The sequence below is a fragment of the Janthinobacterium sp. GW460-12-1-14-LB5 genome (assembly GCF_059423585.1).
Genome location: NZ_JBWKYD010000021.1, coordinates 100,186 through 126,184, shown reverse-complemented (window position 1 = coordinate 126,184; position 25,999 = coordinate 100,186). Strand labels below are relative to the sequence as shown.

Here is a 25,999-nt window from a genome sequence, read left to right as displayed (position 1 = left end):
GGTGGTGGGCCTGGCTGCGCTGCGCTGGGCGCCGGTTGCGGCGCGGGCGCGTCCGCCAGCGGCTCCAGGCGCAAGCTGCTTGGCGGCTGCACGGGCGCCGCTGCGGCGGGCGCGGGACGGGGCGGCAGGGCGTCGGCCGGCGCCAGTTCCAGTACCTGGTCGTAGGCTTCGGACGGCTTTTCCAGTTCCTCGTCGGAAAGGCTGTTCTGCTTGGCGCGCTCGGCCTTCTTGAGCGCCTGCATCAGCAAGCTCATGGGAAGTCTCCCTGCAGGCGCGCCTGCGGCGGAACGGCCGGCGCAGGCGCGCCATCCGTGTACGGCTGGGTGTTGAGCGGCGCCTGGCCGGGCAGCAGGTAGCGGTAGTCGCGGTAATCGCCGTCGACGCTGGCGTCCTTGACCACCACGGGGCGCATGAAGATCACCAGCTCCGTCTTGCTGCTGGCCTCATTGCGATAGGTAAACAAATTGCCTACCACGGGCAGGCTGGACAGTCCCGGCACGCCATCCCTGGCATTGTCGATGGAATCCTGCATCAGGCCGCCCATCACGGCGATCTGGCCATTGCCCACTTTCATGATCGATTCCAGCTCGCGCGCCTGGATCACGGGCACGCGGCTTTGCACGTTCGCCGTGGCCAGGGCCGGATTCGGGTCTTGCACGTAGCCGACGATGCGCGTGATGGTGGGGCGCACGTTCAGGGTCACTTCATCGCTGTCGGAAATCTGCGGCGTGACGCTCATGACGAAGCCGACGGGCACCGTTTCCAGTTTCGATTCATACGTGGCCGGCGTGGTGATGGTGCCCGTCGAGCTGATCACGGCGGGCGTGACCTTGATGGTAAAGAAGACATTGTTGTCGACCACTTTCAACATGGCCGTCTGATTGTTGAGTACGCTGATCTTCGGGCTGGACAGCACTTTCACCTTGCCGAACGATTCAAGCAGCTGGATGGTGGTGGAAAAACTGTCTTTCAGATAATTGAGCAGGAAGATGCCGGGCGTGGCGTTCGGCGCGACGCCGCTGGACAGGCCTGCCGTGCCCACTTGCCCCTGCCGCAGCTGCAGGCTGCCCGTCAGGCGCGACCAGTTGATGCCTTGCTGATATTCATTGCTCAGGCGCACTTCGATGATGGTCGCCTCGATCAGCACTTGCCGCTTGGCGCTATGCAACACCGCGTCGAGGAAGGCGGCGATCTTTTCATGCTGGCGCCCCGTGGCGCGCACGGCGATCAGCCCGCCCTCGACGTTGACGACGACGGACGAGGGGCTGCCCTTGTTGGCCAGTTTCAGCAGCGGCATGCCGTTCGCATCCAGCGGCATGCCGTTCGCATCCAGCGGCTGGGCCGGATTCGCGCTCTGGGCGGGCGCTGGCTGGCCTGGCGCAAACTGGCCGCCATTCGGATTGCCATATTGCATCGGCGCCTGGGCGCCGTACTGGCCCGTTGCGCCGGCGGCCGGGACATTGCCGGCCTGGTTCTGCGGCTGCCCTGGCTGCCCCTGCTGGCCTGGCAGGCTCGTCAATTGCTGGTTCAGCTGCGCCAGCGGGTCCACCTGCACGTCGTTGAGCGTGGTCTCGCGCAGCAGGTCGCGGATATTCTTTTCCAGGCTGTACCAGAAGTTATTTTCCGAACGATTCACGACCAGCGTGGTCGAATTGTTGTTGCCATTACCGCCGCTGCCCTGCGTGTTGCCGACGGGGTTGCTGGCGTTCGACCCGCCGCCCGCCGTGGAAATTTGCGTGGCGATATTGACGCTGCTGTTGGTGCTGCGCGCCATGTTGACGTAATCGACCTTGTAATTGCGCCACACGGGCGCGTCGGGCAGCACCGTCAGGTTCTTGCCATCGATTTCGTAGCGCATGTCGACTTGCTTGCCGATACGCGCCAGCAGTTGCGGCAGGGTCTGGTTCAGCGCATTCAGGGTGACGCTGCCTTCGATTTGCGGGTGGATGTCGATATTCATGCCCGCATCGCGCGCCAGCGCAAACAGCAGCGATTGCACGGGTACCTTGTGCACGGTGACGCTGTAGGTTTCCTGCTTGGGCGCGGGCAGGGGCGCGGCCAGCGCGCTGCTTTGCTGCACCGGTTCGGGAATGACGCCGGCAGGCGGCGGCGCGGTATTCAGGTGGGCCGGCGACAACGGCGTTTGATGCGTGGCGCAGCCGGCCAGCATGGTGCTGCAGGCGAGGGCGACCCAAGAGGCCAGCACAGGAATAGGGTGTTGAGTCATGAAAAGTTCGCCCTTGGAGTCGTGTTGTGCTTTTGTAATTTTACCCAGCATGATCGCTTAAAAGCAATCGGCTGTGCAGGCTTGGGAGGCAATATGCCGAAATAAAGTCAGGGGGCGCCACGCCCCGGTTTTGCCGGTGCCATGGCTTTTATTTCTGTGCGGATACTGTCTATGTCGCTCAGCAATATTTTCTGCGGCGACGCCGGGGCCAGCCTGGCCCATACGGCTTCGGCGCTGGCCTGGTCGGCAAAGCTGCCATAGACGACGAGCAGGCGCGCGGCGGAGGCCGTGGGCGGCGTATTTGGGGATGCGGGCGCGGTTGCGGGGGCGGCGCCGGGCAGGCGAAACACGTGGAGGTCGTGCAGGCCGGTGGCTTGCTGCGCCTGCCGCAGGAAGGTTTCCGCCGCAACTGTCTCGGTGGCGGGCAGGCTGGCGATGTGCAGCACCAGTTGCCGCGGCCCTTGCCGCGCCAGCCAGTCGCGCGATTCGGCCAGCTTGCTGTCGAGTAGCGTGGATGGCGCTGGCGCGCGGGCATCGGCGTGCGCGGTAGCGCGCGACGGGGGGCTGGACGGCGGCGCCAGCCATTGCCACAGCAGCGCGGCGGCCAGCAGCAGCATCAGCGCGCTCAAGGCGCCGGCCAGCAGCTTGCCCGCATGCCAGGGCGGGCGGTGGAAGGGGCTGTCGGCAATGGCCAGGCGCACGTGGCGCGCGCCGATTGCCTGCGCATCGTCCGCAAACGCGGCCAGCAAGGCCTTGTCGGCCAGGATATTGATCCTGCGCACGATGCCCTGCGCGGCGCGCGCCAGCCGGCGCAGCGCGGCCGGCGTAAACATCAGCGGCGCCGTGCGGCCGGCGGCGGCCAGGCGGCACGCCAGATAGTCGTTCAGCAAGGCTTGCGGCAGGCGCGGCACGGTAAAACTGTGGGTGATGCGTTCCTTCAATTGGCGGAACTGGGGCAAGTCCAGCGTGTGCTGCAATTCCGGCTGGCCGAACAGGACGATTTGCAGCAGCTTGTGGCTGGCCGTTTCCAGGTTCGTCAGCAGGCGCAGCGCTTCCAGCGTGGCGCCCGGCATGGCTTGGGCCTCTTCGGCCAGCAGCACCACCTGGCGCCCCGCCGCATGCCTGGCGATCAGCTCGCCGTGCAGGGCGCGCAGCACGGCGTCGGCGCGGCAGCCGTCCAGTTCCAGGCCCAGTTCGGCGGCGATGGCGTGCAGGACGTCGTCCGGCTCCAGGCGGGGATTGAGCAGGTACACCACGTCGACCCGGGGCGGCAGGCGTTCGGCCAGCATGCGGCACAGCATGGTCTTGCCGCTGCCCACTTCGCCCGTCAGCTTGATGATGCCTTCGCCCTGCGTGACGGCGTACAGCAGCGCATCGAGCAGTTCGCCCCGCGTATTGCCCGTATAAAAGAAGGCCGGGTCCGGCGTGATGCCGAACGGGGCCGTGCGCAAGCCGAAATGGCGCAGATACATGCCGTGCGGCGAGGGCGCGTAAGGCCGCCCGGGCGGCGCCTGATCGCGGTTGTTCATGCCGCGATGCAATTGAGGAAAGCCTGTTCCAGGCTGGCGTCTTGCGCACCGCCATGGCGGGCGCGGCATTCGGCGGGCGTGCCCGCAAACACGATGCGGCCCCCATGCAGGATGGCCATGCGGTCGCACAGCTCTTCCACGTCGGCCAGCGCATGCGAGGTGAGCAGCGCGCCGCGTCCCTGCGCGCGCGCTTGCCGCAGCACTTGCTTGAACTGCGCGCGCGCCTTCGGGTCGAGCCCGCTCATCGGTTCGTCCAGCAGCAGTTGCGGCTTGCCCGACAGCAAGCAGGCGGCCAGCCCCAGTTTCTGCATCATGCCCTTCGAATACGTGCGCGCCGGGCGCAGCAGGGCGTCCGGCGCCAGGTCCAGCGCGTCCAGCGTTTGCTGCACGGCTTGCGCATCGGGCCGCACATCGTGCAGGCGCGCCAGGTAGCGCAGGAAGTCTCCGCCCGTCAGGTAATAGGGCGCCTGGAAGCGTTCCGGCAGAAACGACAGGGGCTGGCGCGCCGCGCCTTGCCGGTGCGGCTGGCCGAAGATGGCGATGTCGCCCCGCTCGGGCGTGCAAAAGTCCAGCAGGCATTTCAGCAGGGAAGTCTTGCCCGCGCCATTCACGCCGACCAGGCCAAACAGTTCTCCCGCGCGCACCTGCAGGTCGACGCCGCGCAGCACGGCGCTGCCCGCCAGCTGCAGATGCACGTTGTGGAACTCGATGGCGCAGGCGTTCATAGGGGCAAGGGTTGGCAGGCAAGACGGGGTACGGCCGCCATTATTGCCATGGGCGCCGGCGGGCGGCAAGTCTTTCCTTGCAGAGTGTGGAAATGCGCGAAAATCAAGCTGCGGAATGTATTTTCTTTAAGAAACAACAGGTTCTGGAATAAAATACCCCTCGCGCGCCGCTGGCGTGCATCGTCTGATGAATCTGTCGAGGAGCAAGCATGGCAAGGCCAGAGAAAGTCCGGCTCGGTGAAATTTTGGTGCAGCAGAAATTGCTGACGGAAGAACAGTTGGGCCAGGCCTTGACGGAACAGAAGCGCTCGGGGCGCAAGCTGGGCCGCGTTTTTGTCGAGCACGGCTTTGTCACGGAAGAGCAGATTTCGGGCGCGCTGGCGCGCCAGCTCGACATTCCCTACATCAATCTGAAGTTTTTCAACATCAATCCCGAACTGGTGCGGCTGCTGCCGGAAACCCAGGCGCGGCGCTTCCGCGCGCTGGTGCTGGAAGACCGCCGCGAGGGCTTGCTGGTCGGCATGTCCGATCCGACCGACCTGTTCGCGTACGATGAAATTGCGCGCCTGGTCAAGCGCCACATCGAGCTGGCCGTCGTCAATGAAACGGAAGTGCTGGCCGCCATCGACCGCATCTACCGCCGCACGGAAGATATTTCCACCCTGACGCGCGAGCTGGAGCAGGACCTGGGCGACGTGTCCGTCGACTTCGGCGCGCTGGCCGCCAATCCGGGCCTGGAAGAGGCGCCCATCGTCAAGCTGCTGCAATCGGTGTTCGAGGATGCCACGCAGGTGCGCGCCTCGGACATCCACATCGAACCGCAGGAAGGCCGGCTGCAGATCCGTTTCCGCATCGACGGCGTGCTGCACCTGCAGACGGAAGCGGACAGCAAGATTGCCAGCTCGCTGGCGCTGCGTTTAAAGCTGATGTCGGACCTCGATATTTCCGAAAAGCGCCTGCCGCAGGATGGCCGTTTCGCCATCCGCGTGAAAAACCAGCGCATCGACGTGCGTATTTCCACCATGCCGACGCAGTACGGTGAATCGGTGGTGATGCGCTTGCTGAACCAGGGCGGCACGACCTTGCGCCTGGACGCCATCGGCATGCCGCCCAAGCTGGTGCAGCAGTTCCGCGCCATCGTCAGCCGCCCGAACGGCCTGGTGCTGGTGACGGGGCCGACCGGCAGCGGCAAGACGACGACTTTGTACTGCGCCTTGTCCGAACTCAATTCGGTGGAAAAAAAGCTGATTACGGTGGAAGATCCGGTCGAATACCGCTTGCCCGGCATTAACCAGGTGCAAGTCAACGACAAGATCGAGCTGAACTTTGCCAGGGTGCTGCGCTCGGCCTTGCGGCAAGATCCCGATATCGTGCTCGTCGGCGAGATGCGCGACCAGGAAACGGCGCAGATCGGCTTGCGCGCCGCCATGACGGGCCATCTGGTGCTGTCGACCTTGCATACCAACGACGCCATCAGCACGCCGCTGCGCCTGATGGACATGGGCGTGCCCCGCTACATGGTGGGCAGCTCGCTGCAAGCCGTGCTGGCGCAGCGCCTGGTGCGCGTGATCTGCGAAAGCTGCAGCACGCCCTACCAGCCCACGCCGAACGAATACGAATGGCTGCGCCTGGAACTGGGCGAGCTGGTCGAGCGCAACCAGTATTTCCACGGCAAGGGCTGTTCGCATTGCAATGGCATGGGTTACCGGGGCCGCACGGGCGTGTACGAATTGCTGGAAATCACGCGCGCCGTGGCCGACGCCGCCAACCATGCCGATCCATCGCACTTCATGAAGGTGGCGACGGCGCAGATGGCGGGCGACACCCTGCGCCGCCACGCCGTGCAGCTGGTGGTCCAGGGCCGCACGACGGTGATGGAAGCGATGCGCATCAGCAACCAGAGCGAGGATTGAGGTGCCGTTTTTCTCCTACAAGGCGCGCAGCGCCAGTGGCGAACTGCTGACCGGCGTGATGGAAGGCGCCGACAGCGGCGCCGTGGCCGACCAGTTGATGGCGGGCGGCAGCACGCCCGTCGACATCAGCGTGACCAAACAGACGGTGACGAAGGCCGGCGCCAACCAGCTGGGCTGGTGGGACAAGCTGACCGAGAAAAAGGTCACGCCCATGGACGTGCAGCTGTTCAGCCGCCAGCTGTACACCCTGCTGAAAGCGGGCGTGCCCATCATGCGCGGCCTGGCCGGCTTGCAGGAGTCCGCCATCAGTCCCGCTTTCGGGCGCATCATCAAGGATGTGCGCGAATCGCTCGATGCGGGGCGCGAGCTGTCGGCCGCCATGGCGCGCCATCCCGCCATCTTCACGCCGTTCTACCTGTCGATGGTGCGCGTGGGCGAAATGACGGGGCGCCTCGACGAAGTGTTCTTGCGCCTGTTCAACCACCTGGAATTCGACCGCGACATGCGCGCGCGCGTGAAAACGGCGACGCGCTACCCCACCTTCGTCGTTTTCGCCATGCTGGCCGCCATGATCGTGGTGAATATCTTCGTCATTCCCCAGTTCGAGAAGGTTTTCGCCAGTTTCCATGCGGAACTGCCCTTGATGACGCGCATCCTGATCGGCACCTCGCGCTTTACGGTGGCGTACTGGCCCATCTTGCTGCTGCTGGGCGTGGGCGGCTTTTTCGGCTGGCGCGCCTGGCTGCGCACGAAAGAGGGTCTATATAAGTGGGACCGCGCCAAGCTGCGCCTGCCGATCGCCGGCAAGATCATCCTGAAGGGCACGATGGCCCGCTTCGCGCGCAGCTTTGCCCTGTCGAGCACCAGCGGCGTGCCCATCGTGCAGGCGCTGACGGTGGTGTCGCAAACGGTGGACAACACGTATCTGAGCGCGCGCGTGGAGCAGATGCGCGATGGCGTGGAGCGGGGCGAAAGCATCTTGCGCACGTCGGTGGCGGCCGGCGTCTTCACGCCCGTGGTGCTGCAGATGATCGCCGTGGGCGAGGAATCCGGTTCGCTCGACGACCTGATGGACGAGATCGCGGACATGTACGAGCGCGAAGTCGATTACGAGCTGAAGACCCTGTCGGCGCAGATCGAGCCGATTTTGATCGTTTTCCTCGGGGCCATGGTGCTGGTGCTGGCGCTGGGCATCTTCCTGCCGATCTGGGACCTGGGCCGGGCGGCCCTGCACTGATGGCAAAGCCGCTCCGCCAGCGCGGTTTCACCCTGTTCGAGCTGGCCGTGGTGGCGAGCGTGTTTGCCGTCCTGATGGCGGTATTTCTGAACCGGGTCGGCTATTACCAGCAACAGGCGCAGCAGGTGGCCGTGGCGCAGATGCTGGGCGTCTTGCGCACCAGCTTGCGGGTGCAGGTGCTGCACCTGTACTTGGCGGACCGGCGCGACCAGTTGCCGGCGCTGGCAGGGCAAAACCCGTTCGACTGGCTGACCGACAAGCCGGCCAACTACCTGGGCGAGTTCGTGCAGCCGGACCTGGAAAAATTGCCGGCGGGGAATTGGTTATACGATAAAAAAGAGCAAAAAATCATCTATTTGTTTAGTAATGGCAATATTTTTCCCAGTAAAGGGGGTGATGCAGTGAAATTTAAGGTAACCTTGCCAAGTGCAGACGCCGATCTTGACAAGCTCGCCCAGGAACCCGATATTGTGGTGTGGAAATCGCCGGACTCGGCACTAAAGTGAGTGCCGTGGAGCAGCAGTTTTGGTTTTGATGTTTTTATTTGATTTTGGAGAAAGCAAGAATGAACAAGTCTTTACGTAGTATGAAAAGCGGCGCCCAGGCAGGTTTCACCCTGATCGAACTGATCGTCGTCATCGTGATCCTCGGCATCCTGGCCGCGACGGCGATTCCTAAATTCATCGACATGTCGACCGATGCGCGCGTGGCCAAGATGCAGGCGGCCGCTGGCGCGATCAAGGCTGGTGCGGCGCTGTATCATGCGCAGTGGCTGGTCAACGGCGACTCGACTAAAGCGGTTGTGATGGAAGGCAAGACCATCAAGGATGCGTTTGGCTATCCTGCGGCTAGTGTTGACGGCATACAAGAAGCTGCTGGCTTGTCGATTGATGACTACAATATTACCTTTGCCGGCACCGTCATGACCGTCGCGGTAGACAAGGCCACGACACGCACCAGCTGTTCGGTGGTGTACACGGCACCTGCCGCTGCTGGCGGAGCACCTGGTATCGTACTCAATGCAAAAGCCGAAAATTGCGGCTAAACATATAAGCACGCAACAAGGAACGCCAGTCAACATTCGGCTTTCCTTGCGCACCACCAGCCCAACCCCAGGCGCCAGCCCGTTGGGCTTTTTTACGGGCCATCCATTGCCGCAGCCACCGACAGACTTTCCGCATCCGTATCGCCAGGCAGGGCCGCCAGGGTCGCTGCGGCGTACGCCTGCGCGCGGCTTCACCTTGATCGAGCTGGTGGCCGTGCTGGTGCTGGCGGGCTTGCTGGCGACCTTTGCCGTGAGCCGGTTTTTTCAGCGCGACACTTTTGACGCGCGCAGTTTTGCCGACCAGGTGACGAATATCGTGCGCTACGGGCAAAAGCTTGCGGTGGCGCAAAACCGTGCCGTCTTTGTGAGCATCGATGCGAACAGCGTGGCGCTGTGCTTCGATGCCGGCTGCAGCGATGAGCAGAAGGTGTTGCCGCCTGCGGGCAGGAACAGCGGCGGCAAGGACACGCTGAAATATTGCGTGAAAAGCAACTGGCTGTGCGAAGGCCGTCCGTCCGGCGTCACCCTGTCCACCAATCCTGTCAATACGGCGGGCTTTTATTTCGACGCGCTGGGCCAGCCGTATGCGAAGGGCGATGTGTTTCCTGCCGTATCGACCTTCCCGGCACAGCTGCAAATCAGTATCCGGGGCGACGGCCTGACGCGCAACGTCACGGTCGAAGGGGAGACGGGCTATGTCCATTAGCCAGCGGCGCCGGCGTGAGCGCGGCGTGACCCTGATCGAACTGGTGCTGTTCATCGTCATCGTCGGCCTGGCCTCGGCCGCCATCCTGGGCGTGATGAGCCTGACGACGCAACACAGCGCCGACCCGCAACTGCGCAAGCAGGCACTGGCGATTGCCGAAGGCATGCTGGAAGAAATCCAGCTGGCGCGGTTTACCTATTGCGACCCGCAAGACCCGGCCGCGCAAACGGCCACCAGTCCGGCCGGCTGCGCCATTCCGGAAGGGCCGGGGGAGGAGCCTAACGGCGCGGGGCGGCCTTTCGACAACGTCAACGACTACGTGAGCGCGTACGGCACGGCCACGCAGTACAAGACGGATGTCCAAGGCACCGTATGGGCTGCCGGTTCCCCACAGGAATATATTGCCTCGGTGGTCATCACCCAGGCGGCACTGAACGGCTTGCCCGCCACGGAAAGCCTGCATATCCAGGTGACGGTGCCGTATGCCGACCAGAAGATCGTGCTCGACGGCTATCGCGTGCGCTATGCGCCGAACAGCATTCCATGAAAACTATCCTCAACATCAGGCGCCGCCCGCGCGGCTTTACCCTCGTCGAGATGGTCATCGTGATCGTCATCACGGGCATCATCGGCGCCATGGTCGCCGTCTTCATCCGCGTGCCCGTGCAGGGGTATGTCGATACCGCCGCGCGCGCCGCGCTGGCCGACACGGCCGATACGGCGGCGCGCCGCCTGACGCGCGACGTGCGCCTGGCCTTGCCCAACAGCGTGCGCGTGTCGAACGACGGCCTGTTCCTGGAGTTGCTGCTGACCAAGACGGGCGGGCGCTACCTGAGCGACAGCGACCCGTCCGGCCTGGGCAATGTGCTGAGCTTCGAGACCCCTCCCGACCCCAGCCTTCCATTGAACTTTACCGTCGTCGGCGCCATGCCCGCCAATGCGCTGGGCGCGCGCCAGGCGATCAGCGTGGGCGACCAGATCGTCGTCTACAATCTGGGCACGGATTACGCGCCGAACAATGCGTATGCGTGCAGCGCGGCGACCGGCTGCAACCGCGCGCCTGTGACGGCCGTGTCCGGCACTGTCGTCACCTTGGGCAGCTATCCTTTCACGACGGCGCCGGCGCCGCTGCCATCGCCGTCGAACCGCTTCCAGGTGGTGTCGACGCCCGTCACCTATGCGTGCAATCTGACGACCGGCACCCTGACCCGCTACGCCGGCTATGCCATCGTGGCCGGCCAGCCGGTGGCGGAGGACGCCGCGCCGCTGGCCGCGGCAAAAGGCGCCCAGCTGGCGCGCCAGGTGGCGGCGTGCCGTTTCAGCTATGGCATTTTGGCCAACGTGCAGCGGGGCCTGGTGAATATCGACCTGAGCCTGGGCGTGGCGAACAGCAATACGGGCGTGCTGCGCCTGGTGCAACAGGTGCAGGCGAGGAATACGCCATGAAGCACCTGCTGCGCCACCGCGCGCGCCGCATGCGCGGTTTCAGCCTTGTCACGGCCATTTTCCTGCTGGTGGTGCTGGCCGCGCTGGCGGCCGTGATGGTGAATATTTCCACCTTCCAGCAGACGGAATCGGCGATGGACGTGCAGGGCGTGCGCGCCGAGCAGGCCGCCCGCGCCGGTCTCGAATGGGGGCTGCAGCGGCAGATCAGCGCCGGCTTGAGCGCCGGCGCGGCGTGCATCGGCCCGGCCACGTTCAGCTTGCCGGCAGGCACGACGCTGTCGTCGTTCAGCGTCAGCGTGCAATGCAGCACGGCCACGGGGCCCGGCACCTTGACCAGCTGGACCATTACGGCCACGGCCTGCAACCAGCCGGGAGCGGCCGGCTGTCCGAATCCGGGCAACAACCCCGACTATGTCCAGCGCCGCCTGCAAGCCGTGCTGTCGCAGTAAGGTCAACGGGGTGAAAAAAAGATCGCTAATTTATTGTTTTTACACAATAAAGTTGGCTTCATGAATTAAAATTGGCTGGATGCATTAACTGCGCGACAAGATCGGGCAGGCACTTACACTGGACAGGTCGCATGGGTTTATTCGCAAGAGCAAAGAAATATGATGGCTGGCTGGCCACGGCGTTTGGCCGCGAAGGCGTCAGCGCTGTCGTTGTCGAACGTCCCGCCGACGGCATGCCGCGCGTGCGCGGCGCCAGCTACCAGGCGGCCGCGCGGCCGGCGCCGGCCGAGGTACTGGAAAAACTGGGCAAGGAGCTGCACGCGGCAGCGCGCCACTGCACCACCGTGCTGGCCGGCGGCGATTACCAGCTGCTGTCGCTGGAAGCGCCGGCCGTGCCGCGCGAAGAATTGAAGACAGCCGTGGGCTGGCGCCTGAAGGACATGCTGGACTTTCCCCTGGCCGAAGCCACCATCGACGTGTTCGACATCCCCGGCGACCCGAACGGCACCCAGCGGGGCAGCAGCGTGTTTGCCGTCGCCGCGCGCAATAGCGCCGTGTCGCGGCGCCAGGCGCTGTATGCCGAATGCAAGATCGGCCTGTCCGTGATCGACATCCCCGAAATGGCGCAGCGCAATATCGCCACCTTGCTGGAAACGCCGGGACGCGGCATCGCCGTGCTGTTCTTCGATGGCGACGGCGGCTTGCTGACCATGAGCTTCAATGGCGAGCTGTACCAGGCACGCCGCATCGACGTGACCCTGGCGCAGTTGCAGTCGCCCGATGCCAGCCAGTATTACGACCGCGTCACCCTGGAACTGCAGCGCTCGTTCGACCATTTCGACCGCCAGTTCCATTTCATTTCGCTGGCGCGCCTGATGCTGATGACGGGCGCGGCCGATGGCTTGCACGCGTATCTGGCCGACAACCTTTACATGCCGGTGGAGCAGCTGGACCTGGCCACGGTGCTGGACTTTTCCCAGGCCGCCGAGCTGCGCGCGCCCGCCATGCAGGCGCGCTACTTCCTGGCCATCGGCGCCGCCTTGCGCGAAGTCGGCCTGCCTGCGGGCAAGCACGAAGGGAAGGGCGCATGAGCCAGCAAATCAACCTGTTCAATCCCCAGTTTGAACTGAAACAACACCATATGTCGGCGCGCACGGCCGGCCTGGGCCTGGGCGCGCTGGCGCTGCTCTTGCTGGCCGTGGGCGTGCTGGCCCAGCGGGCCATGGCGGACCTGGAACAGCGCGAAGCGGGCGTCAAGGCGGCGCTGGCGCAAGTCGAGGCGAAGCGCGACCAGGTATTGCGCGATTTTCCTCCACGCAAGAAGGATTCCGCGCTGGCGCAGGAACTGGCGGCCGTCGAGGCGCAGCGCCAGTTGCTGCAGGACGCGTCGGCCGTGCTGGACAGCGGCAAGCTGGGCAATACCCGTGGCTATGCCGGCTATTTCCGCGCGCTGGCGCAGGCCAGGGTCGAGGGCGTATGGCTGACGGGCGTGGACATCGCCGGCGCCGGCAATGATTTCGGCTTGCAGGGCCGCGCCTTGCACGCCTCGCTGCTGCCCGCGTACATCACGCGCCTGGGCCAGCAGGAGATACTGAAAGGCAAGACCTTCGCCAGCCTCGACATCGGCCAGCCGGCGCAGCCGGCCGTGGCCGAGGGCAAGGCGGCCAGCCTGCCGTATATCGCGTTCAGCCTGCAGTCGGCCGACCGCGCCGCCGGCGCCACGCCGCCCAAAGCTGTTGCGGGAGGAACACACTGATGCTGCCCTTGCTGAAGAAATGGGCCACCGCCTTCGATGCCCTCAGCCTGCGCGAGCGGCTGATGGTGTTCGGCGCCGGCGCGGCCGCCATCGTGTTCGTGTTCTATTTCATGAGCTTCAATCCCTTGCTGGCGAAACGCGCCGCGCTGGAGGCGAGCATTGCGCAAAAGCAAAGTCTGCTGAGCGCGACGAACAAGGAAATCGAGCTGAGCATGCTCGCCCATGCCACCGATCCCGACCGGGAAGCGCGCACGCGCCTGGTGGCCTTGCAGGCGGAAACGGCGTCCCTGGCGCGGGCGCTGCGCGAGAAACAGCACGGCCTGGTGGCGCCCGAGCGCATGGTCACCTTGCTCGAACACCTGCTGCGCCGGCACGCCGGGCTGCGCGTGGTGTCGCTGAAAACCTTGCCTGCCAGCGCCGTGGGCGCGCACCAGGCCGATAGCGCGAACGGCGACGCCTCCGCCAAGGCGGCGGCCCCGGCACCGTTGCTGCACCAGCACGGCGTGGAAGTGGTGCTGCAAGGCAGTTATGCGGACATGGTGCAATACATGCAGGCGCTGCAAGCGATGCCGACGCGCGTCTTCTGGGGCGCCGCCCACCTCGATGCGGCCAGCTACCCGGGCGCCACCCTGACCCTGACCTTACATACCCTCAGCATGGACGATACATGGATCGCACTTTGACCTTTGCTCCCGCACTGCTGGCGCCTGTCTTGATGCTGAGCCTGGCATGGCCGGGCGCGCAGGCACAGGCGCTCGACGACCCGACGCGTCCGCCGGCAGCCCTGTGGGCGCCCGCCAGCGCCGCGCCCGTTGTCGCGGCCCGGCCGCAGCTGCAATCGGTGCTCATCTCCACCCAGCCGGGCGGACGCCGCCTGGCCGTCATCGATGGCCAGACGGTCAGGGTCGGCAGCAAGGTGGGCGATGCCGTGGTGACGGAGATACACGACACGGCCGTTCTGTTGCGGCGTGGAAAATCCCTGGAAACCTTCAAGCTGTACCCGAGCAGCAAGACCGACAATAAGACCGACCGCAAGCAGGAGTAGAAGAAGTGGCCAAGCAACTCAATCAACACAAGGCGAGCATGTTCAAGATCAGTACGATGGCGGCTGTCATCAGCGTCAGCCTGGGCCTGGGCGGCTGCAACGTCGCGCCCGTCAAGCGCGACACCTATAATGCGATTACCGATGCCGTCAAAGGCGCGGCAGCCACCACGGCGCCAGCGTCCCAGCCGGACGCCGTGGAAGCGGCGCTGCTGCCGCCCGTGGCGGCCCTGGCCCAGCAATTGCCGAAGGCCCGCGCCGCGCTCGACGAGCGCTTCAACGTGGCTTTCAACAATGTGCCGGCGCGCCAGTTCTTCACCTCCATCGTGGCCGGCACGCGCTACAACATGCTGGTCCATCCCGACATCGGCGGCACGATTTCCGCCAATCTGAAGGACGTGACCCTGTTCCAGGCGCTCGACGCCGTGCGCGAGCTGTATGGCTACGACTACAAGGTCGAGGGCACGCAGATCTACATCAAGCCCTTGACCATGCAGACGCGTTTGTTCCACGTCAATTACCTGACGGGCGCGCGCCGCGGCAGTTCCAACCTGCGCGTGTCGTCGACGTCGGTGGGTTCGGTCGGCTCGACCAATTCGGGCGGCTCGGGCAACAGCGGCAACAACAACCAGGGCAATAACCAGAACAACGAGCAGAACCAGCAGACGAATGGCGGCCAGGGCGGCCGCACCCTGGACAGCAGCAACCTGACCACCTCGTCGACGGCTGATTTCTGGCCGGAATTGAAGGCGGCGCTGGAAGCCATCGTCGGCAGCAGCGACGGCGGCCGGCAAGTGGTGCTCAGCCCGCAGTCGGGCGTGATCGTCATCCGCGCCATGCCGGAAGAGTTGCGCAATGTCGACATGTATTTGAAGGCCACGCAGCTGTCCGTCGACCGCCAGGTGATCCTGGAAGCGAAAATCCTCGAAGTCGAGCTCAACGACAACACGCAGACGGGCATCAACTGGGCCTCGTTCGCCTCGATCAAGAGCGGCCACACGAACCGCATCTCGACGGGCTTCATCCAGCCGGGCGGCACGCTGGCGCCGCTGCCGTTCAATGGCGGCCAGCCGCCCAACATGACAACTGGCAACGGCCTGACGGCCAGCAGCGGCTTTGGCCTCAGTTCGGCGGCAAATGCGGCCGGCTCGATGTTCGGCCTGGCCTTCCAGACAGCCAATTTCGCCGCCATGATTTCCTTCCTGGAGTCGCAAGGGTCCGTGCACGTGCTGTCGAGTCCGCGCATCGCCACCATGAACAACCAGAAAGCCGTGCTGAAGATCGGCACGGACGAGTTTTACGTGACGGGCGTGTCGACCACGACGAATACGACGGCCAGCGGCGCCACCACCAGCCCCAACGTGACCTTGCAGCCGTTCTTTTCCGGCGTGGTGCTGGACGTGACGCCGCAGATCGATGCGGATGGCAACATCATCCTGCACGTGCACCCGTCCGTCAGCCAGGTGTCGACCATCAGCAAGGAAATCGACCTGGGCAGCGCCGGTTCGCTGAAACTGCCGCTGGCCGCCTCCAGCACGTCCGAAATGGACAGCATGGTGCGCAGCCAGGATGGCCGCATCGTCGCCATCGGCGGCCTGATGCGCCAGGCAACGACGGCGGACCGCTCGCAAGTGCCGGGCGCGGGCGACCTTCCCGTGCTGGGCGCGCTGTTCCGCAACACGGGGCAGGTGATCCAGAAGCGCGAGCTGGTGGTGCTGATCAAGCCGACCATCGTCGATGGCGCCAACAGCTGGAACGAGGACTTGCTCGATTCGGGCAAGCGCATCGAGGCGCTCGACCCGCGCCGTCCGTCGGAGCGGCGCTAAATGTACCAGGCCCATTTCGGCTTGCGCGAGGCGCCGTTCGGCCTCACGCCCGATACCAGTTTCTTCTTCAACGGCCCGCAGTCGCAAAAGGCGCTCAACACCCTGCTGGTGGCGGCGCGCAACGGCGAGGGCTTCATCAAGATCACTGGCGAAGTGGGGACTGGTAAAACCTTTTTGTGCCGCAAGTTCATGCAATCCTTGGGGCCGGACTTCGTCACGGCCTACATTCCGAATCCGAACTTGCCGCCCCGTTCGCTGATCCTGGCCCTGGCCGACGACCTTGATGTGTTGCTGGAGAAAGATGCTGATCAGCATCAACTACTCAAGTCGCTCAACTTGCGTTTGCTCAACCTGGCGGCGCAGGGCAAGCGCGTGCTGCTGTGCCTGGATGAAGCGCAGGCGATTCCCGTCGACAGCCTGGAAGCCTTGCGCCTGCTGACGAATCTGGAAACGGAAAAGCGCAAGCTGCTGCAGATCGTGCTGTTCGGCCAGCCGGAACTGGACGTCAAGCTGGCCTTGCCGGAAATCCGCCAGCTGGCGCAGCGCATTACCTTTCACTACCACCTGGGGCCGTTGTCGCGCGACGACGTGGATTTTTATGTGGCGCACCGTTTGCGCGTGGCCGGCTTCGACGGCGCGCGCCTGTTCAGCCGTGGCGGCGTGAACAAGCTGTACAAGGCTTCCGGCGGCATTCCGCGCCTGATCAACATCATGGCGCACAAGGCGCTGATGGTGGCGTATGGCGAAGGGCGGCAGCAGGTGAGCGGCCGCCACGTGGCGCTGGCCGCCAGCGATACCCTGGCCAGCAAGCCGCGCCCCTTCTGGCAGCGGCCGTGGCCGTGGCTGGCGGGCGCCGGCGTGCTGGCCGCCGCCTGCGGCGTGAGCTGGACTTTATTGAACCGATGACGAAGATGAGCCTGTAGATGAGCCTGATTAACAAGATGTTGCAAGACCTCGATGCCCGCGGCACCCCCGATGGACGCGGCGACGCGGCCGGCATCCGCTCCGTGCCCGAACGCGAGCGGGGCGTGTCGCGCGCGCTGGTCTTCGGCGGCGCGGCCGGCCTGACGGCGGCCGCCATCGCCCTGGGCTGGGTCTACCTGAAACGGCCGCCCGTGCCGCCCGTGCTGGTGAATGTGGCCAGCAACCCGGTTCCGGCGCCGGTGCCTGTGCCTGTCGCCGTAGCGCCCGTGGTGGCGGCCCCGGCGGCGGAACCCGAGCCCGTGTTCCAGGCCGAGGAGACGGTCGCGCCAGCCAGCCTGCGCGCTGAGGATCTGCGCCGCATGACTGCAAAGCCGGCCAAGCCTGCCGTGGCGCCCGTGGTGAAGACGGCAGTGCCTGTCGCCAGCGAACGCATCATTGATGGAAAACAAGTCACGCCGCAGCAGCGCGTGGAGAATGAATACCGGCGCGCGCTGGCGCAGTTGCAGGATGGCCGCGTCTCCGACGCCATGCTGGCCTTGCAGCAGACCCTGCAGCTCGATCCGCGCCACCAGGGCGCGCGCGAAACCCTGGTGCGCCTGCTGCTCGAAGCGCAGCGTCCCGACGAGGCGGCCCGCCAGTTGCAGCTGAGCCTGGCGCTGGACCCGAAACAGCCGGCGCAGGCGATGATGCTGGCCCGTTTGCAGCTGGACAAGGCCAATGGCGGCGCGGCGGCCCTCGATACCCTGATGCGCAGCTTGCCTTACGCCAGCGACAGCGGCGAGTATCACGCCTTCCTGGCCGGCGTGCTGCAGCGCGAACAGCGCTACCGCGAGGCGTCCGAGCACTACCAGCAGGCCCTGCAGGCGGCGCCCGACAACGGCGTCTGGTGGATGGGTCTCGGCATCGCCTTGCAAGCGGACAACCACCCGGCCCAGGCGCGCCAGGCGTTCGAGCGGGCCAAGGGCTTGCAAACCCTGTCGCCGCAGCTGCAGGCGTTCGTCGAGCGCAAGCTGGTGCAGCTGACGGCGGCTGCGGCGAAGTAATTTTGACCTCAATGAAAGAAACAGCTTGAAGCCTCTCAGCCTGCTCCTCGTCCTGTGCTGCCTGGCCAACAGCGCCCAGGCCGCTCCCGCCAGCGCGCCTGCCAGCTACGTTCTTGAGAATACGGAAGTGCGCGACATCCGCGCGCAAGCCCTGAAACGCGACTACCAGCTGTATGTCGCCTTGCCCGATTCCTATCGGCAGGGAAATAAACGCTATCCGGTGCTGTTCGTCACCGACGCCAATTATTCATTTGCCATCGTGCGCAATATCGCGCAGCGCCTGAACAAGCATGCGGGGATGGAAGAAGTCATCGTGGTCGGCTTGTCGTACGCCAACGGCGATGGCGGGGTGTACAGCCGCCGCCGCGACTACACGCCCACCACGCCGCGCAAGCACGATTACCGCTCGGACATGCCGGGGCGGCAGCCGGCATTCGGCGAAGCGAAGGCGTACGGCCAGTTCATCGCGGGCGAGGTGTTTCCCTTTATCGCCAGTAACTATCGCGCGAACATGCAGCGCAAGGTGTTTATCGGCCATTCCTACGGCAGCCTGCTGGGCCTGCAATTTTTGCTGACGGAACCGCGCACCTTCGAGCACTACATCCTCGGCAGTCCGTCGCTGTGGTACGACGCCGGCGTCATGTTCGACCGCGAACAGGCGTATGCGGCCAGCCACAAGGACTTGCCCGCGTCCGTGTTCTTCGGCATCGGCGGCCTGGAAAAGTTGGCGGCGGGCAAGAAACGTTCGCGTGCGGAGGAAGACGCCGACATGCTGGCCGATTTGCGCGAGTTCGATGGAAAGTTGAAATCGCGCAAGTTCCCCGGCCTGAAAACCCGTTTGCGCGTCTTCGAGGACGAAGACCACGCGAGCGTGTTTCCCTTTGTGCTCACGCATGGCTTGCGCGCGTATCTGACGTCCTCGAAATGAAGGGCGTTCAGGGGCGCATCAATGCCGGCAGGATCAGCTTGGTCAGCAATTTTTCGCTGAGGCCATGGGCGTCGCGCACCTGGAAGTTGGTCGTGGTGATGACGACCACGGCATCGAGTTCCGGCAATACCAGCACTTTATTGCCGCCCGAACCGGCCATGCCATAGCTTGGCACCGTGCGGCCATTCGCCGTGAACGGCTGCAGCCACCACAGGTAACCGTAGTCCATGCCTTCGCGCGCGTTGGCGTGGGGCGCGATCGAGCGCCTGACCCAGTCGGCGGGCATTACCTGCTTGCCATTCCAGCGTCCGCCGTCAAGGTAGAGCTGGCCCAGCTTCAGCAGATCCACGCTGCGCAACTGCAAGCCGCCGCCCGTCATGGCGCTGCCCTTGGGCTGGAATTGCCATTTGACCTTGTCGATGCCAAGCGGCTGGAACAGGTTGGCGGCGGCGAAGTCCGGCACGCTCTGGCCGCTCACTTTTTCCAGCAGCGGTCCCAGCAGGGTTACGCCCGCCGTGCAATAGCTCCAGGCGCGGCCGTACGGCGATTGCTCGGGGCGGGGCTGCCATTCTGGAAAGCCGCGGATCGGCAAGTCGGCCACGAAGCGGCTCCAGTCTTCCACCAGATACATGCGCTCTTCGTTGCCGCGCGAATGCTGGTTGTCGTCGTCGCATTCGAGCAGCGAGCTCATGGTCAGGAAATCCTCGACCGTGATCCTGTCCTTGCGCGGGTCGGCGTAGGCCAGCGGGCGCAGTTCCGGAAAGTAGGGCAGCACGGGGGTGTCGGCGCGCAAGAGCTTGCGTTCGATGGCCAGGCCGACCAGCATGCCCGCCACCGTCTTGCCCACCGAGCGCGTGTTGCGCAGGCTTTCCGCGCCGTCCTTGTCGAAGTAGTGTTCGTAGAGCAACTTGCCACGTTGCGCCACCACGACGCTGGTGACCTGCTTGAAGTCGCCCGCTTCGATGGCGGTGGTGATGCCGTCCAGCTCGCCCGCGTGGACGCTGCTGCCGAAGGCCAGAAGTAGGGGTAGATATCGCAACATGGTGTACTCCGAGGTTGGAAAAGTGCAGTCTAGTCTTGCAAATCGGGCATTGTCTTGGACGTTTGAAACATTTGGCGGCGATAGTTGCTGGGCGTCATGCCGTAACGGGCCTGGAAGGCGCGGGTCATGTGGCTCTGGTCGGCGAAGCCCACGCTCAGCGCCACCTCGGCCATGCTCAGTTCCGGCCGGCGCAGCAGGCCGCCGGCTTGCTCGACGCGGCGCCAGCGCAGCAGGTCGCCCGGCGAGCAGCCCCATGCCTGGCGGAAGACGCGGGCCAGGTGCACGGGATGCACGTCCAGGGCGGCGGCCACGTCGGCGATGCGCAGATGCGTGTCATTGGCCAGGTCCATCACGGCCGCATACGCCTGGTGGGCCCAGCCGGGCAGGGACGGGCGCGCCTCCCGGGGCGACCTGTGCAGGCTGGCCAGCATTTCCCACGCGCCCGCTTCCATCAAGGCGCCATCGCCGCCGCGGCCGATCTCGCGCGCCAGCCGGAACGCGGCGGCCGCGCTGGCCGTATCGCGCAGCACGGTGGCGCACTCCTGGGCCGCATGCAATTCCTCGGCGCCCGACAGCAGGGCCGGGTCGAGCGATACCGTCATGAAACTGCCCTTGCCATCGACGAAGCGGTCGCGGTGCGTCGTGCCGGCCGGATTGAAGACGAGGGTGGGCGAAGGCGCGCGCGGCGGGGCGTGCAGGGCGCTGGAAATATAGGTGCCGGACAGGACAAAAACGAAGTGGGCATCGTCATGCCGGTGCGTTTCGACTTCATCCTCGCCGCGCGTGGCCTTCAGGCGGCGGATATCGAAGATGCTGCCGCGCGCGCCGTGATGCACGTCGCCATAGAACTGGCCGGACTTGAACTGGAGTGGAGTGGTCATATTGGCATGGTAAGTGCGGCCGCCAGGCCAGGCCAGCGCGGGCCGACGAATGGCGCCAGGCGCAGGATGAACGGTCGATACAGGGGAATGCACGGGAGTTGGGCTGCATCAAGCCGGCTTGCCGTGGCAAGCGTGCGGCCGTGCCCGGGTGTGTCTGTGTAAAATTAGCGGAGAAGTCAGATGTCGTCATCGATAAGGTCAAATTACATGCGTACATTGAATGAATTACTCGATAGTGAAGACCCGGCGTTTCCGCTGATCAAGCAATGGGCCAGCGAGGCCGACTTGCCGGTGGAATTGCTGCCACCGTCGGCCGGCAGGGCGGATGTGCTGCTGAGCCTGCAGGTCACCACGCGTTCGCCCCTGGGCGCGCTAGCCTATGAAACGGGGGGCATCCTGGTGGATGACGGCTGGCTGCGCATACTGGGGTCGGGCCACGCCAGGCTGGGGCGGGATATTGCTACGTGGAATGAAGGGAAGGCCGATGGTTTTCTGCTGGTCGCCGACGACGTGCTGGGCGGCTTTTTTGCCATCAACGGCGGCGCACTCGGGGACGACCAGGGCAATATGTATTACCTTGCTCCCGAGACGCTGGAGTGGGAAGCGCTGGAAATCGGCTTCACGACGTTTGTCGAGTGGGCCTTTACCAGCCAGCTGCGGCAGTTTTACGGCCGGCAGCCTGGCGGCGCGGAGGGCTTTGACGAATTGCCCGAATTGCCTTTGCCCGGCGAGCTCTGCCTGAATTTTTATCCATTCCTGTGGACGCAAGAGGGTTCCCTCAAGACCAGTTCGCGGCGCGCCATTCCCGTGCAAGAGCAGTGGGCGCTCAACCTTGATCTGAAACAGAAGTTGCTGGATACGCCTGCGGACGCGCGCTGAGGCAGGGCTTGCGGGGCATCTCTGAAAGCATCGCCATGCGCATCCCGCGCCGGCGAAATGGCATTTCAATCCACCAATCCAGCGGTTTGTCGCAATGGCATGTGCCGGAAAATGGCAAGGCGATAGCATGCAGTGGGTTACTCACGATGGGCTGCCCGCAAGCGGGTGTTCGATGCTGACGGAAGCGCAGTCAGCAGCGGACGCTTCTCCATGACTTCGACCAGGATGACATACGCATGAAATTGACCCTGCCACATATTCTTTCCACCTGCCTGCTTGGCACCTTGGGCGCGACCGGTGGCGCGCAGGCGGCTCCCGCCGACGCCGAACTGGTCGCTTTGGTGCAGCGCCATGCGCAGGCCCAGAGCAGCTTCGACCAAGCCGCCTTGAAAGCCGTCACGGCCGAGAATTATGTGGAAATATCGCCCGTCGGCGAGGTGGATGCGCGTGAAAAAATGCTGTCCTTCTACGCGCCGGAGCAGAAGCGGCCGGGTCCGCAAGTCCAGGTCGATGAGCCGGCCGTGCGCCTCTTCGGCGATACGGCGCTCATCTCGGCGCGGCTGTCCTACCGCCTCAATCAGGAAGGGGCGGGCCGCACCTTCGCCATGCGCGCCGGCTATGTCGCCAGGCTTGTCGATAATCAATGGCTGCTCGTCAGCGCACAGTACACGGGCATCCGTCCGCCGAAACCGTGACGTGACAGGGGGACTTGCCCGGCGAGGCTAGAGCCGCGCCTCATCGCCCCACACGTGCCGCATGCTGAAATGCACGCCGGCATCGTCTTCGTGCAATGACGAAACGATGGCGAACTGGCTGTCGCCCGTGTCGCGCGGCGCCATCTGCGATAGTTCGGCGGCGGCCAGCGGCGCGCCCAGCGGGTCGCTGAGCGGGTGGACCAGGGCGGCGCCCCGCTGCGTCACCACCCCCAGTTCGCCGCTGCGCAGGCGCACTAATGTGCCGGGCGGATATTTGCCCAGCAGCTTGACGAACTGTTCGCCCAGCAGCGGGTCGATGGGCAGGCCCTGGTCGAGGAAGATGTGCTGCAGCGCCTGGTCGGGCACGATGGAGCGCCGGTAGTTGCGCGCCGAGACGCGCGCGCAATAGCGGTCAGCCAGGCCGATCAGCTTGGCGTTTTGCAGGATTTCATCGGCCGTGCGCCCCTGCGGGTAGCCGCTGCCGTCGTCGTTTTCATGGTGCAGCAGCACGCAACTGAGCCATTCCTCGTCGTCGACGCCGGCGCAGCGCAGCAATTCCGTGCTTTCCTGCGGATGCAGGCGCACGATGCGCATTTCCTCGTCGTTCAGGGGGCCGCGCCGGTCCTGGAAACTGTCGTGGTGGCGCAGCATGCCCACGTTCATCGTCAGCGCGGCCGCGCCGATCAATAAGAGTTCATCGTGGGATTTGTGCATGCTGCGGCCCACCAGCATGGCCAGCAGCGCCGTTTCGATGCAGTGGCGCACGGCGTAGCTGCCGGCGATCTGGTTCAGCAGGATGCTGGCCAGGGCGATGTCGGCGTCGTGTTCGAGCGCGCGCAGCAGTTCGCGGGCGATGTCGCGCACGTCGCGCTCGGCATTGCTTTCGCTGCGCATGTCCAGCAACAGCCGTTCCAGGCGCTGCGCCGCTTCATTGAGCAGGCGCAAGACGGAGGGCTGGTCGGGCGCGCCCACGTACAGGCCCAGCTGCAGCAAACGGCCCAGCTGGGCGCCGTCCGTGATGATCTGCCCCTTGCGTAGTTGCGGGCCGGCACTATGGTCGGCCAAAAACAAATCCCAGGGCAGGGGTTCGCCGGGAACCAGGTCGGCCGGGCCGATGCGACGCTGTACCATGCTGTCATCCTTTGCCCCGCCGGGGCGGAGCCGTGCTCAGTGCTCGGTTATATGCTGCGCAGGCGCTCCAGCGCCAGGCGCAAGGTGTCATCTTTCTTGGCAAAGCAGAAACGCACGATGCCCGACTCCTTGCCCTGCGCGTAAAACGCGGACACGGGAATGGCGGCCACCTTGATTTCCGCCGTCAGCCATTCGGCGAACTGCGCTTCGGTTTCTTGCGAAATGGCATCGTAGCGCACGCACTGGAAATACGTGCCGTCGGCCGGCAGCAGGGTAAAGCGGCTGCCCGCCAGGCCGTCGCGGAATAAATCGCGCTTGCGCTGGTAAAACGCGGGCAAGTCCAGGCAGGGCTGCGGGTTCGCCATGTAGCCGGCAATGCCGTGCTGCATCGGCGTGTTGACGGTAAAGACGTTGTACTGGTGCACCTTGCGAAACTCCGCCGTCAGGGCCGCGGGCGCCGCCACATAGCCGACCTTCCAGCCCGTCACGTGATACGTCTTGCCGAAGCTGGACACGATGAAGCTGCGCGCCGCCAGTTCCGGGTGGCGGGCGAGCGACTCATGGGGCACGCCGTCGTACACCATGTGCTCGTACACTTCGTCGGACAAAATCAAAATTTGCGTGCCGCGCACGATGTCGGCCAGCGCCGCCACGTCGGCCGGGCGCAGGATCGTCCCCGTCGGATTGTGCGGCGTATTGATGATGATCAAGCGCGTCTTGGGGCTGACGGCGGCCGCCAGCTTGTCCCACGGCACGCTGTAGCCCTGTTCGCTCACCTGCATGGACACCAGCACGGGCACGCCGCCGGCCAGCGCGATGGCGGGCAGGTAGCTGTCGTAGGCCGGTTCGATGACGATGACTTCGTCGCCCGGGTGCACGCAGCACAGAATCGCCGTGGTCAGCGCCTGCGTGGCGCCGGCCGTAACGGTGATTTCCGTGCCCGCATCGTAGCCATGGCCGTACAGGCTGGCGATCTTCGCGGCAATCGCCTCGCGCAAGGGGGCGGCGCCCGTCATCTGCGGGTACTGGTTGTGGCCGGCGCGCATGGCATCGCTGACGAGCTCGACCAAGGCCGGGTCGCAATCGAAGTCGGGAAAGCCCTGGCCCAGGTTGACGGCGCCATGCTGGGCCGCGAGGCTGGACATGCGGGTAAACACGGTGGTGCCGACAGCGGGCAAACGGGTGGCCAGTGCGGGAGTCAGGTGGGGCAGGGATGGGCTGTTCATGAACGGTAGGGGCGCGGTGCGGAAAGTGGAATCGTTTCCCATTCTAGCGCAGCGCGCCCCCTTGTGTGCGGGGCTTTGGCGGCTCAGCCCGGCAAGGCCCAGCCTTCCGGCACCATGATCCTGAACATGCCGGCCTTGGCCGTCTTGCGGGCCAGTTTCAGCAGGGCCTTGTCCTTGGTGATGAGGATGTCGGCGTTGGCGTCGCGCGCCAGTTCGAGGAATTTCTGGTCATCCTTGTCCGTGCAGACGGGCAGGCGCACGCCGGAGACGGACGGCGCCACCACCGTGATGTGGGCGTCGAAGCGGGCGGCGGCAACGGCGCGGCTGGCTTCATCGAGCGGCAGATGTTTGTAATGCAATACGACAAGATATTCCGCGCGGCAATCTTCACGCGTGATGGCGTGCACGGCGCCGCTTTCCATGGCCGCCAGCAAGCCCGCCCAGCGGGGGTCGTTGAAGACGAACAGGTCGAGGCAAACGTTGGTGTCGAGGACGAGTTTTTGTGGAGCAGGTATCATGTCGGCAATTCTATTCTGTAGTGATAATTTATGTTGATCGTGCTTTCGCCCGCCAAGAGTCTCGACCTGGAGACGCCGCCAACAACCTCGTTGCACAGCACCCCCGATTTTCTCGACCATTCCGCCCAGCTGATCGCCCGCATGCGCCAGTTTTCGCCCGCCGAAGTGGGCAGCCTGATGGGCATTTCCGATGCCTTGTCGGCCCTCAACGTAGCCCGCTACGCGTCCTGGACCCCGCAGTTGACCGATGCGCGCCAGGCCATCATGGCTTTCAATGGCGACGTGTATGCCGGTTTCGAGGCGCGCAGCCTGCAGCCGGCCCAGCTCGACTACGCCCAGTCGCGCGTGCGCATTTTATCGGGCCTGTACGGCTTGCTGCGCCCGCTCGACCTGATCCACCCGCACCGCCTGGAAATGGGCACGCGTTTGTCGACCACGCGCGGCAAGGATTTGTATGCGTTCTGGGGCGACACCATCACCAACGGCCTGAACCGCACGGCAAAAGAGCAGGGCGCCAAGGTGCTGGTAAATCTTGCTTCCGAGGAATATTTCAAATCCGTCAAGCCGCGCCAGCTGGACGTGCCCGTCATCGCGCCCGTATTCGAGGACTGGAAGAACGGCAAGTATAAAATCATCTCGTTCTACGCCAAGCGCGCGCGCGGCATGCTGGCCCGCTATGCGGCCGTCAACCAGATCCGCGATCCCGAGCAGCTGAAGCAGTTCGACGTGGATGGCTATGGCTTCGTGCCGGAAGCGTCGAACGACAAGAGCTGGGTGTTCCGGCGCAAAGTAGGTGAATAAGTAAAAAAACCGGGCTAGCCCGGTTTTTTA

27 protein-coding genes and 1 pseudogene are annotated in these 25,999 nt (G+C 64.7%); 19 read left to right on the top strand and 9 right to left on the bottom strand.

Going from position 1 to position 25,999, the window contains the following annotated elements; all coding sequences use genetic code 11:
• The 4 genes and pseudogenes from AC07X6_RS21340 to AC07X6_RS21325 all read right to left on the bottom strand — a co-directional run.
• Positions 1-254: pseudogene (locus AC07X6_RS21340) on the bottom strand (tetratricopeptide repeat protein); the annotation flags it as partial.
• On the bottom strand, positions 251-2,227 hold the full coding sequence (locus AC07X6_RS21335; RefSeq protein WP_494792282.1) for a type II secretion system protein GspD: 1,977 nt from the start codon (positions 2,225-2,227) through the stop codon (positions 251-253). The gene AC07X6_RS21335 and the pseudogene AC07X6_RS21340, both read right to left, overlap by 4 nt.
• A gap of 107 nt (positions 2,228-2,334) precedes the next feature.
• Positions 2,335-3,756 (bottom strand): ExeA family protein, encoded by a 1,422-nt coding sequence (locus tag AC07X6_RS21330; protein ID WP_494792281.1) that lies wholly within the window; start codon positions 3,754-3,756, stop codon positions 2,335-2,337.
• Positions 3,753-4,481 (bottom strand): ABC transporter ATP-binding protein, encoded by a 729-nt coding sequence (locus AC07X6_RS21325; protein ID WP_494792280.1) that lies wholly within the window; start codon positions 4,479-4,481, stop codon positions 3,753-3,755. The genes AC07X6_RS21330 and AC07X6_RS21325 overlap by 4 nt, the downstream gene beginning before the upstream one ends.
• A 209-nt stretch (positions 4,482-4,690) precedes the next feature.
• Here AC07X6_RS21325 and AC07X6_RS21320 point away from each other — a divergent pair, with 209 nt between their 5' ends.
• The 16 genes from AC07X6_RS21320 (at position 4,691) to AC07X6_RS21245 (ending at position 18,796) form a co-directional block, all read left to right on the top strand.
• Positions 4,691-6,394, top strand: coding sequence for a GspE/PulE family protein (locus AC07X6_RS21320; protein ID WP_230539442.1), 1,704 nt, complete (start codon positions 4,691-4,693; stop codon positions 6,392-6,394).
• Position 6,395: 1 nt separating this feature from the next.
• Positions 6,396-7,631, top strand: a complete 1,236-nt coding sequence (locus tag AC07X6_RS21315) for a type II secretion system F family protein (RefSeq protein ID WP_494792279.1) — start codon at positions 6,396-6,398, stop codon at positions 7,629-7,631.
• A complete protein-coding gene (locus tag AC07X6_RS21310) occupies positions 7,631-8,137 on the top strand; it encodes a type II secretion system protein (RefSeq protein WP_494792278.1) in 507 nt (168 codons plus the stop codon). Before AC07X6_RS21315 ends, AC07X6_RS21310 begins: the two co-directional genes overlap by 1 nt.
• Positions 8,138-8,196: 59 nt before the next feature.
• The gene (locus AC07X6_RS21305) at positions 8,197-8,676 is read left to right on the top strand and encodes a type II secretion system protein (protein WP_494792277.1); all 480 of its coding nucleotides are present in this window, start codon (positions 8,197-8,199) and stop codon (positions 8,674-8,676) included.
• Between the two features lie 46 nt (positions 8,677-8,722).
• Positions 8,723-9,382: a pilus assembly FimT family protein gene (locus AC07X6_RS21300; RefSeq protein ID WP_474291744.1), complete on the top strand. Its 660-nt coding sequence runs from the start codon at positions 8,723-8,725 to the stop codon at positions 9,380-9,382.
• Entirely contained in the window at positions 9,372-9,929 is a 558-nt protein-coding gene (locus AC07X6_RS21295) for a type IV pilus modification PilV family protein (protein WP_494792276.1), read from the top strand. Before AC07X6_RS21300 ends, AC07X6_RS21295 begins: the two co-directional genes overlap by 11 nt.
• Complete coding sequence (locus AC07X6_RS21290; protein WP_494792275.1) at positions 9,926-10,828, top strand: prepilin-type N-terminal cleavage/methylation domain-containing protein; 903 nt, start codon at positions 9,926-9,928, stop codon at positions 10,826-10,828. Before AC07X6_RS21295 ends, AC07X6_RS21290 begins: the two co-directional genes overlap by 4 nt.
• On the top strand, positions 10,825-11,277 hold the full coding sequence (locus AC07X6_RS21285) for an agglutinin biogenesis protein MshP (RefSeq protein WP_494792274.1): 453 nt from the start codon (positions 10,825-10,827) through the stop codon (positions 11,275-11,277). Before AC07X6_RS21290 ends, AC07X6_RS21285 begins: the two co-directional genes overlap by 4 nt.
• A gap of 131 nt (positions 11,278-11,408) precedes the next feature.
• Entirely contained in the window at positions 11,409-12,368 is a 960-nt protein-coding gene (locus tag AC07X6_RS21280; RefSeq protein ID WP_230539449.1) for a type IV pilus biogenesis protein PilM, read from the top strand.
• On the top strand, positions 12,365-13,033 hold the full coding sequence (locus AC07X6_RS21275) for an MSHA biogenesis protein MshI (protein WP_494792273.1): 669 nt from the start codon (positions 12,365-12,367) through the stop codon (positions 13,031-13,033). The genes AC07X6_RS21280 and AC07X6_RS21275 overlap by 4 nt, the downstream gene beginning before the upstream one ends.
• Complete coding sequence (locus AC07X6_RS21270) at positions 13,033-13,716, top strand: type II secretion system protein M (protein WP_230539451.1); 684 nt, start codon at positions 13,033-13,035, stop codon at positions 13,714-13,716. Before AC07X6_RS21275 ends, AC07X6_RS21270 begins: the two co-directional genes overlap by 1 nt.
• Positions 13,701-14,078: an MSHA biogenesis protein MshK gene (locus AC07X6_RS21265; protein ID WP_230539452.1), complete on the top strand. Its 378-nt coding sequence runs from the start codon at positions 13,701-13,703 to the stop codon at positions 14,076-14,078. The genes AC07X6_RS21270 and AC07X6_RS21265 overlap by 16 nt, the downstream gene beginning before the upstream one ends.
• Before the next feature lie 38 nt (positions 14,079-14,116).
• On the top strand, positions 14,117-15,901 hold the full coding sequence (mshL, locus tag AC07X6_RS21260) for a pilus (MSHA type) biogenesis protein MshL (protein ID WP_494792272.1): 1,785 nt from the start codon (positions 14,117-14,119) through the stop codon (positions 15,899-15,901).
• Positions 15,902-16,807: an ExeA family protein gene (locus AC07X6_RS21255; RefSeq protein ID WP_494792271.1), complete on the top strand. Its 906-nt coding sequence runs from the start codon at positions 15,902-15,904 to the stop codon at positions 16,805-16,807.
• Between the two features lie 17 nt (positions 16,808-16,824).
• A complete protein-coding gene (locus AC07X6_RS21250; RefSeq protein ID WP_494792270.1) occupies positions 16,825-17,868 on the top strand; it encodes a tetratricopeptide repeat protein in 1,044 nt (347 codons plus the stop codon).
• Positions 17,869-17,893: 25 nt separating this feature from the next.
• Positions 17,894-18,796 (top strand): alpha/beta hydrolase, encoded by a 903-nt coding sequence (locus AC07X6_RS21245; RefSeq protein ID WP_494792269.1) that lies wholly within the window; start codon positions 17,894-17,896, stop codon positions 18,794-18,796.
• Between the two features lie 7 nt (positions 18,797-18,803).
• Here the strand turns inward: AC07X6_RS21245 and AC07X6_RS21240 are convergent, their stop codons facing one another.
• Both AC07X6_RS21240 and AC07X6_RS21235 read right to left on the bottom strand, forming a co-directional pair.
• On the bottom strand, positions 18,804-19,838 hold the full coding sequence (locus AC07X6_RS21240) for a serine hydrolase domain-containing protein (RefSeq protein WP_494792268.1): 1,035 nt from the start codon (positions 19,836-19,838) through the stop codon (positions 18,804-18,806).
• A 29-nt stretch (positions 19,839-19,867) separates the two neighbouring features.
• A complete protein-coding gene (locus AC07X6_RS21235) occupies positions 19,868-20,719 on the bottom strand; it encodes a helix-turn-helix transcriptional regulator (protein ID WP_494792267.1) in 852 nt (283 codons plus the stop codon).
• Between the two features lie 207 nt (positions 20,720-20,926).
• On the opposite strand from AC07X6_RS21235, the gene AC07X6_RS21230 reads away from it, so the two are divergent.
• Both AC07X6_RS21230 and AC07X6_RS21225 read left to right on the top strand, forming a co-directional pair.
• Positions 20,927-21,598: a DUF2625 family protein gene (locus AC07X6_RS21230; RefSeq protein WP_494792266.1), complete on the top strand. Its 672-nt coding sequence runs from the start codon at positions 20,927-20,929 to the stop codon at positions 21,596-21,598.
• A gap of 236 nt (positions 21,599-21,834) precedes the next feature.
• The gene (locus AC07X6_RS21225; protein ID WP_494792265.1) at positions 21,835-22,293 is read left to right on the top strand and encodes a nuclear transport factor 2 family protein; all 459 of its coding nucleotides are present in this window, start codon (positions 21,835-21,837) and stop codon (positions 22,291-22,293) included.
• A 27-nt stretch (positions 22,294-22,320) separates the two neighbouring features.
• Here AC07X6_RS21225 and AC07X6_RS21220 read toward each other — a convergent pair whose 3' ends face one another.
• From AC07X6_RS21220 to AC07X6_RS21210, 3 genes are all read right to left on the bottom strand, one after another.
• Positions 22,321-23,424, bottom strand: coding sequence for an HD-GYP domain-containing protein (locus tag AC07X6_RS21220; protein ID WP_230539461.1), 1,104 nt, complete (start codon positions 23,422-23,424; stop codon positions 22,321-22,323).
• 47 nt (positions 23,425-23,471) lie between these two features.
• Entirely contained in the window at positions 23,472-24,650 is a 1,179-nt protein-coding gene (locus AC07X6_RS21215) for a pyridoxal phosphate-dependent aminotransferase (protein WP_494792264.1), read from the bottom strand.
• An 83-nt stretch (positions 24,651-24,733) separates the two neighbouring features.
• Positions 24,734-25,168, bottom strand: coding sequence for a putative toxin-antitoxin system toxin component, PIN family (locus AC07X6_RS21210; RefSeq protein ID WP_474291730.1), 435 nt, complete (start codon positions 25,166-25,168; stop codon positions 24,734-24,736).
• 30 nt (positions 25,169-25,198) lie between these two features.
• Between AC07X6_RS21210 and yaaA the strand changes: the two genes are divergently transcribed.
• Complete coding sequence (yaaA, locus tag AC07X6_RS21205; protein WP_494792263.1) at positions 25,199-25,969, top strand: peroxide stress protein YaaA; 771 nt, start codon at positions 25,199-25,201, stop codon at positions 25,967-25,969.
• Positions 25,970-25,999: the final 30 nt, after the last annotated feature.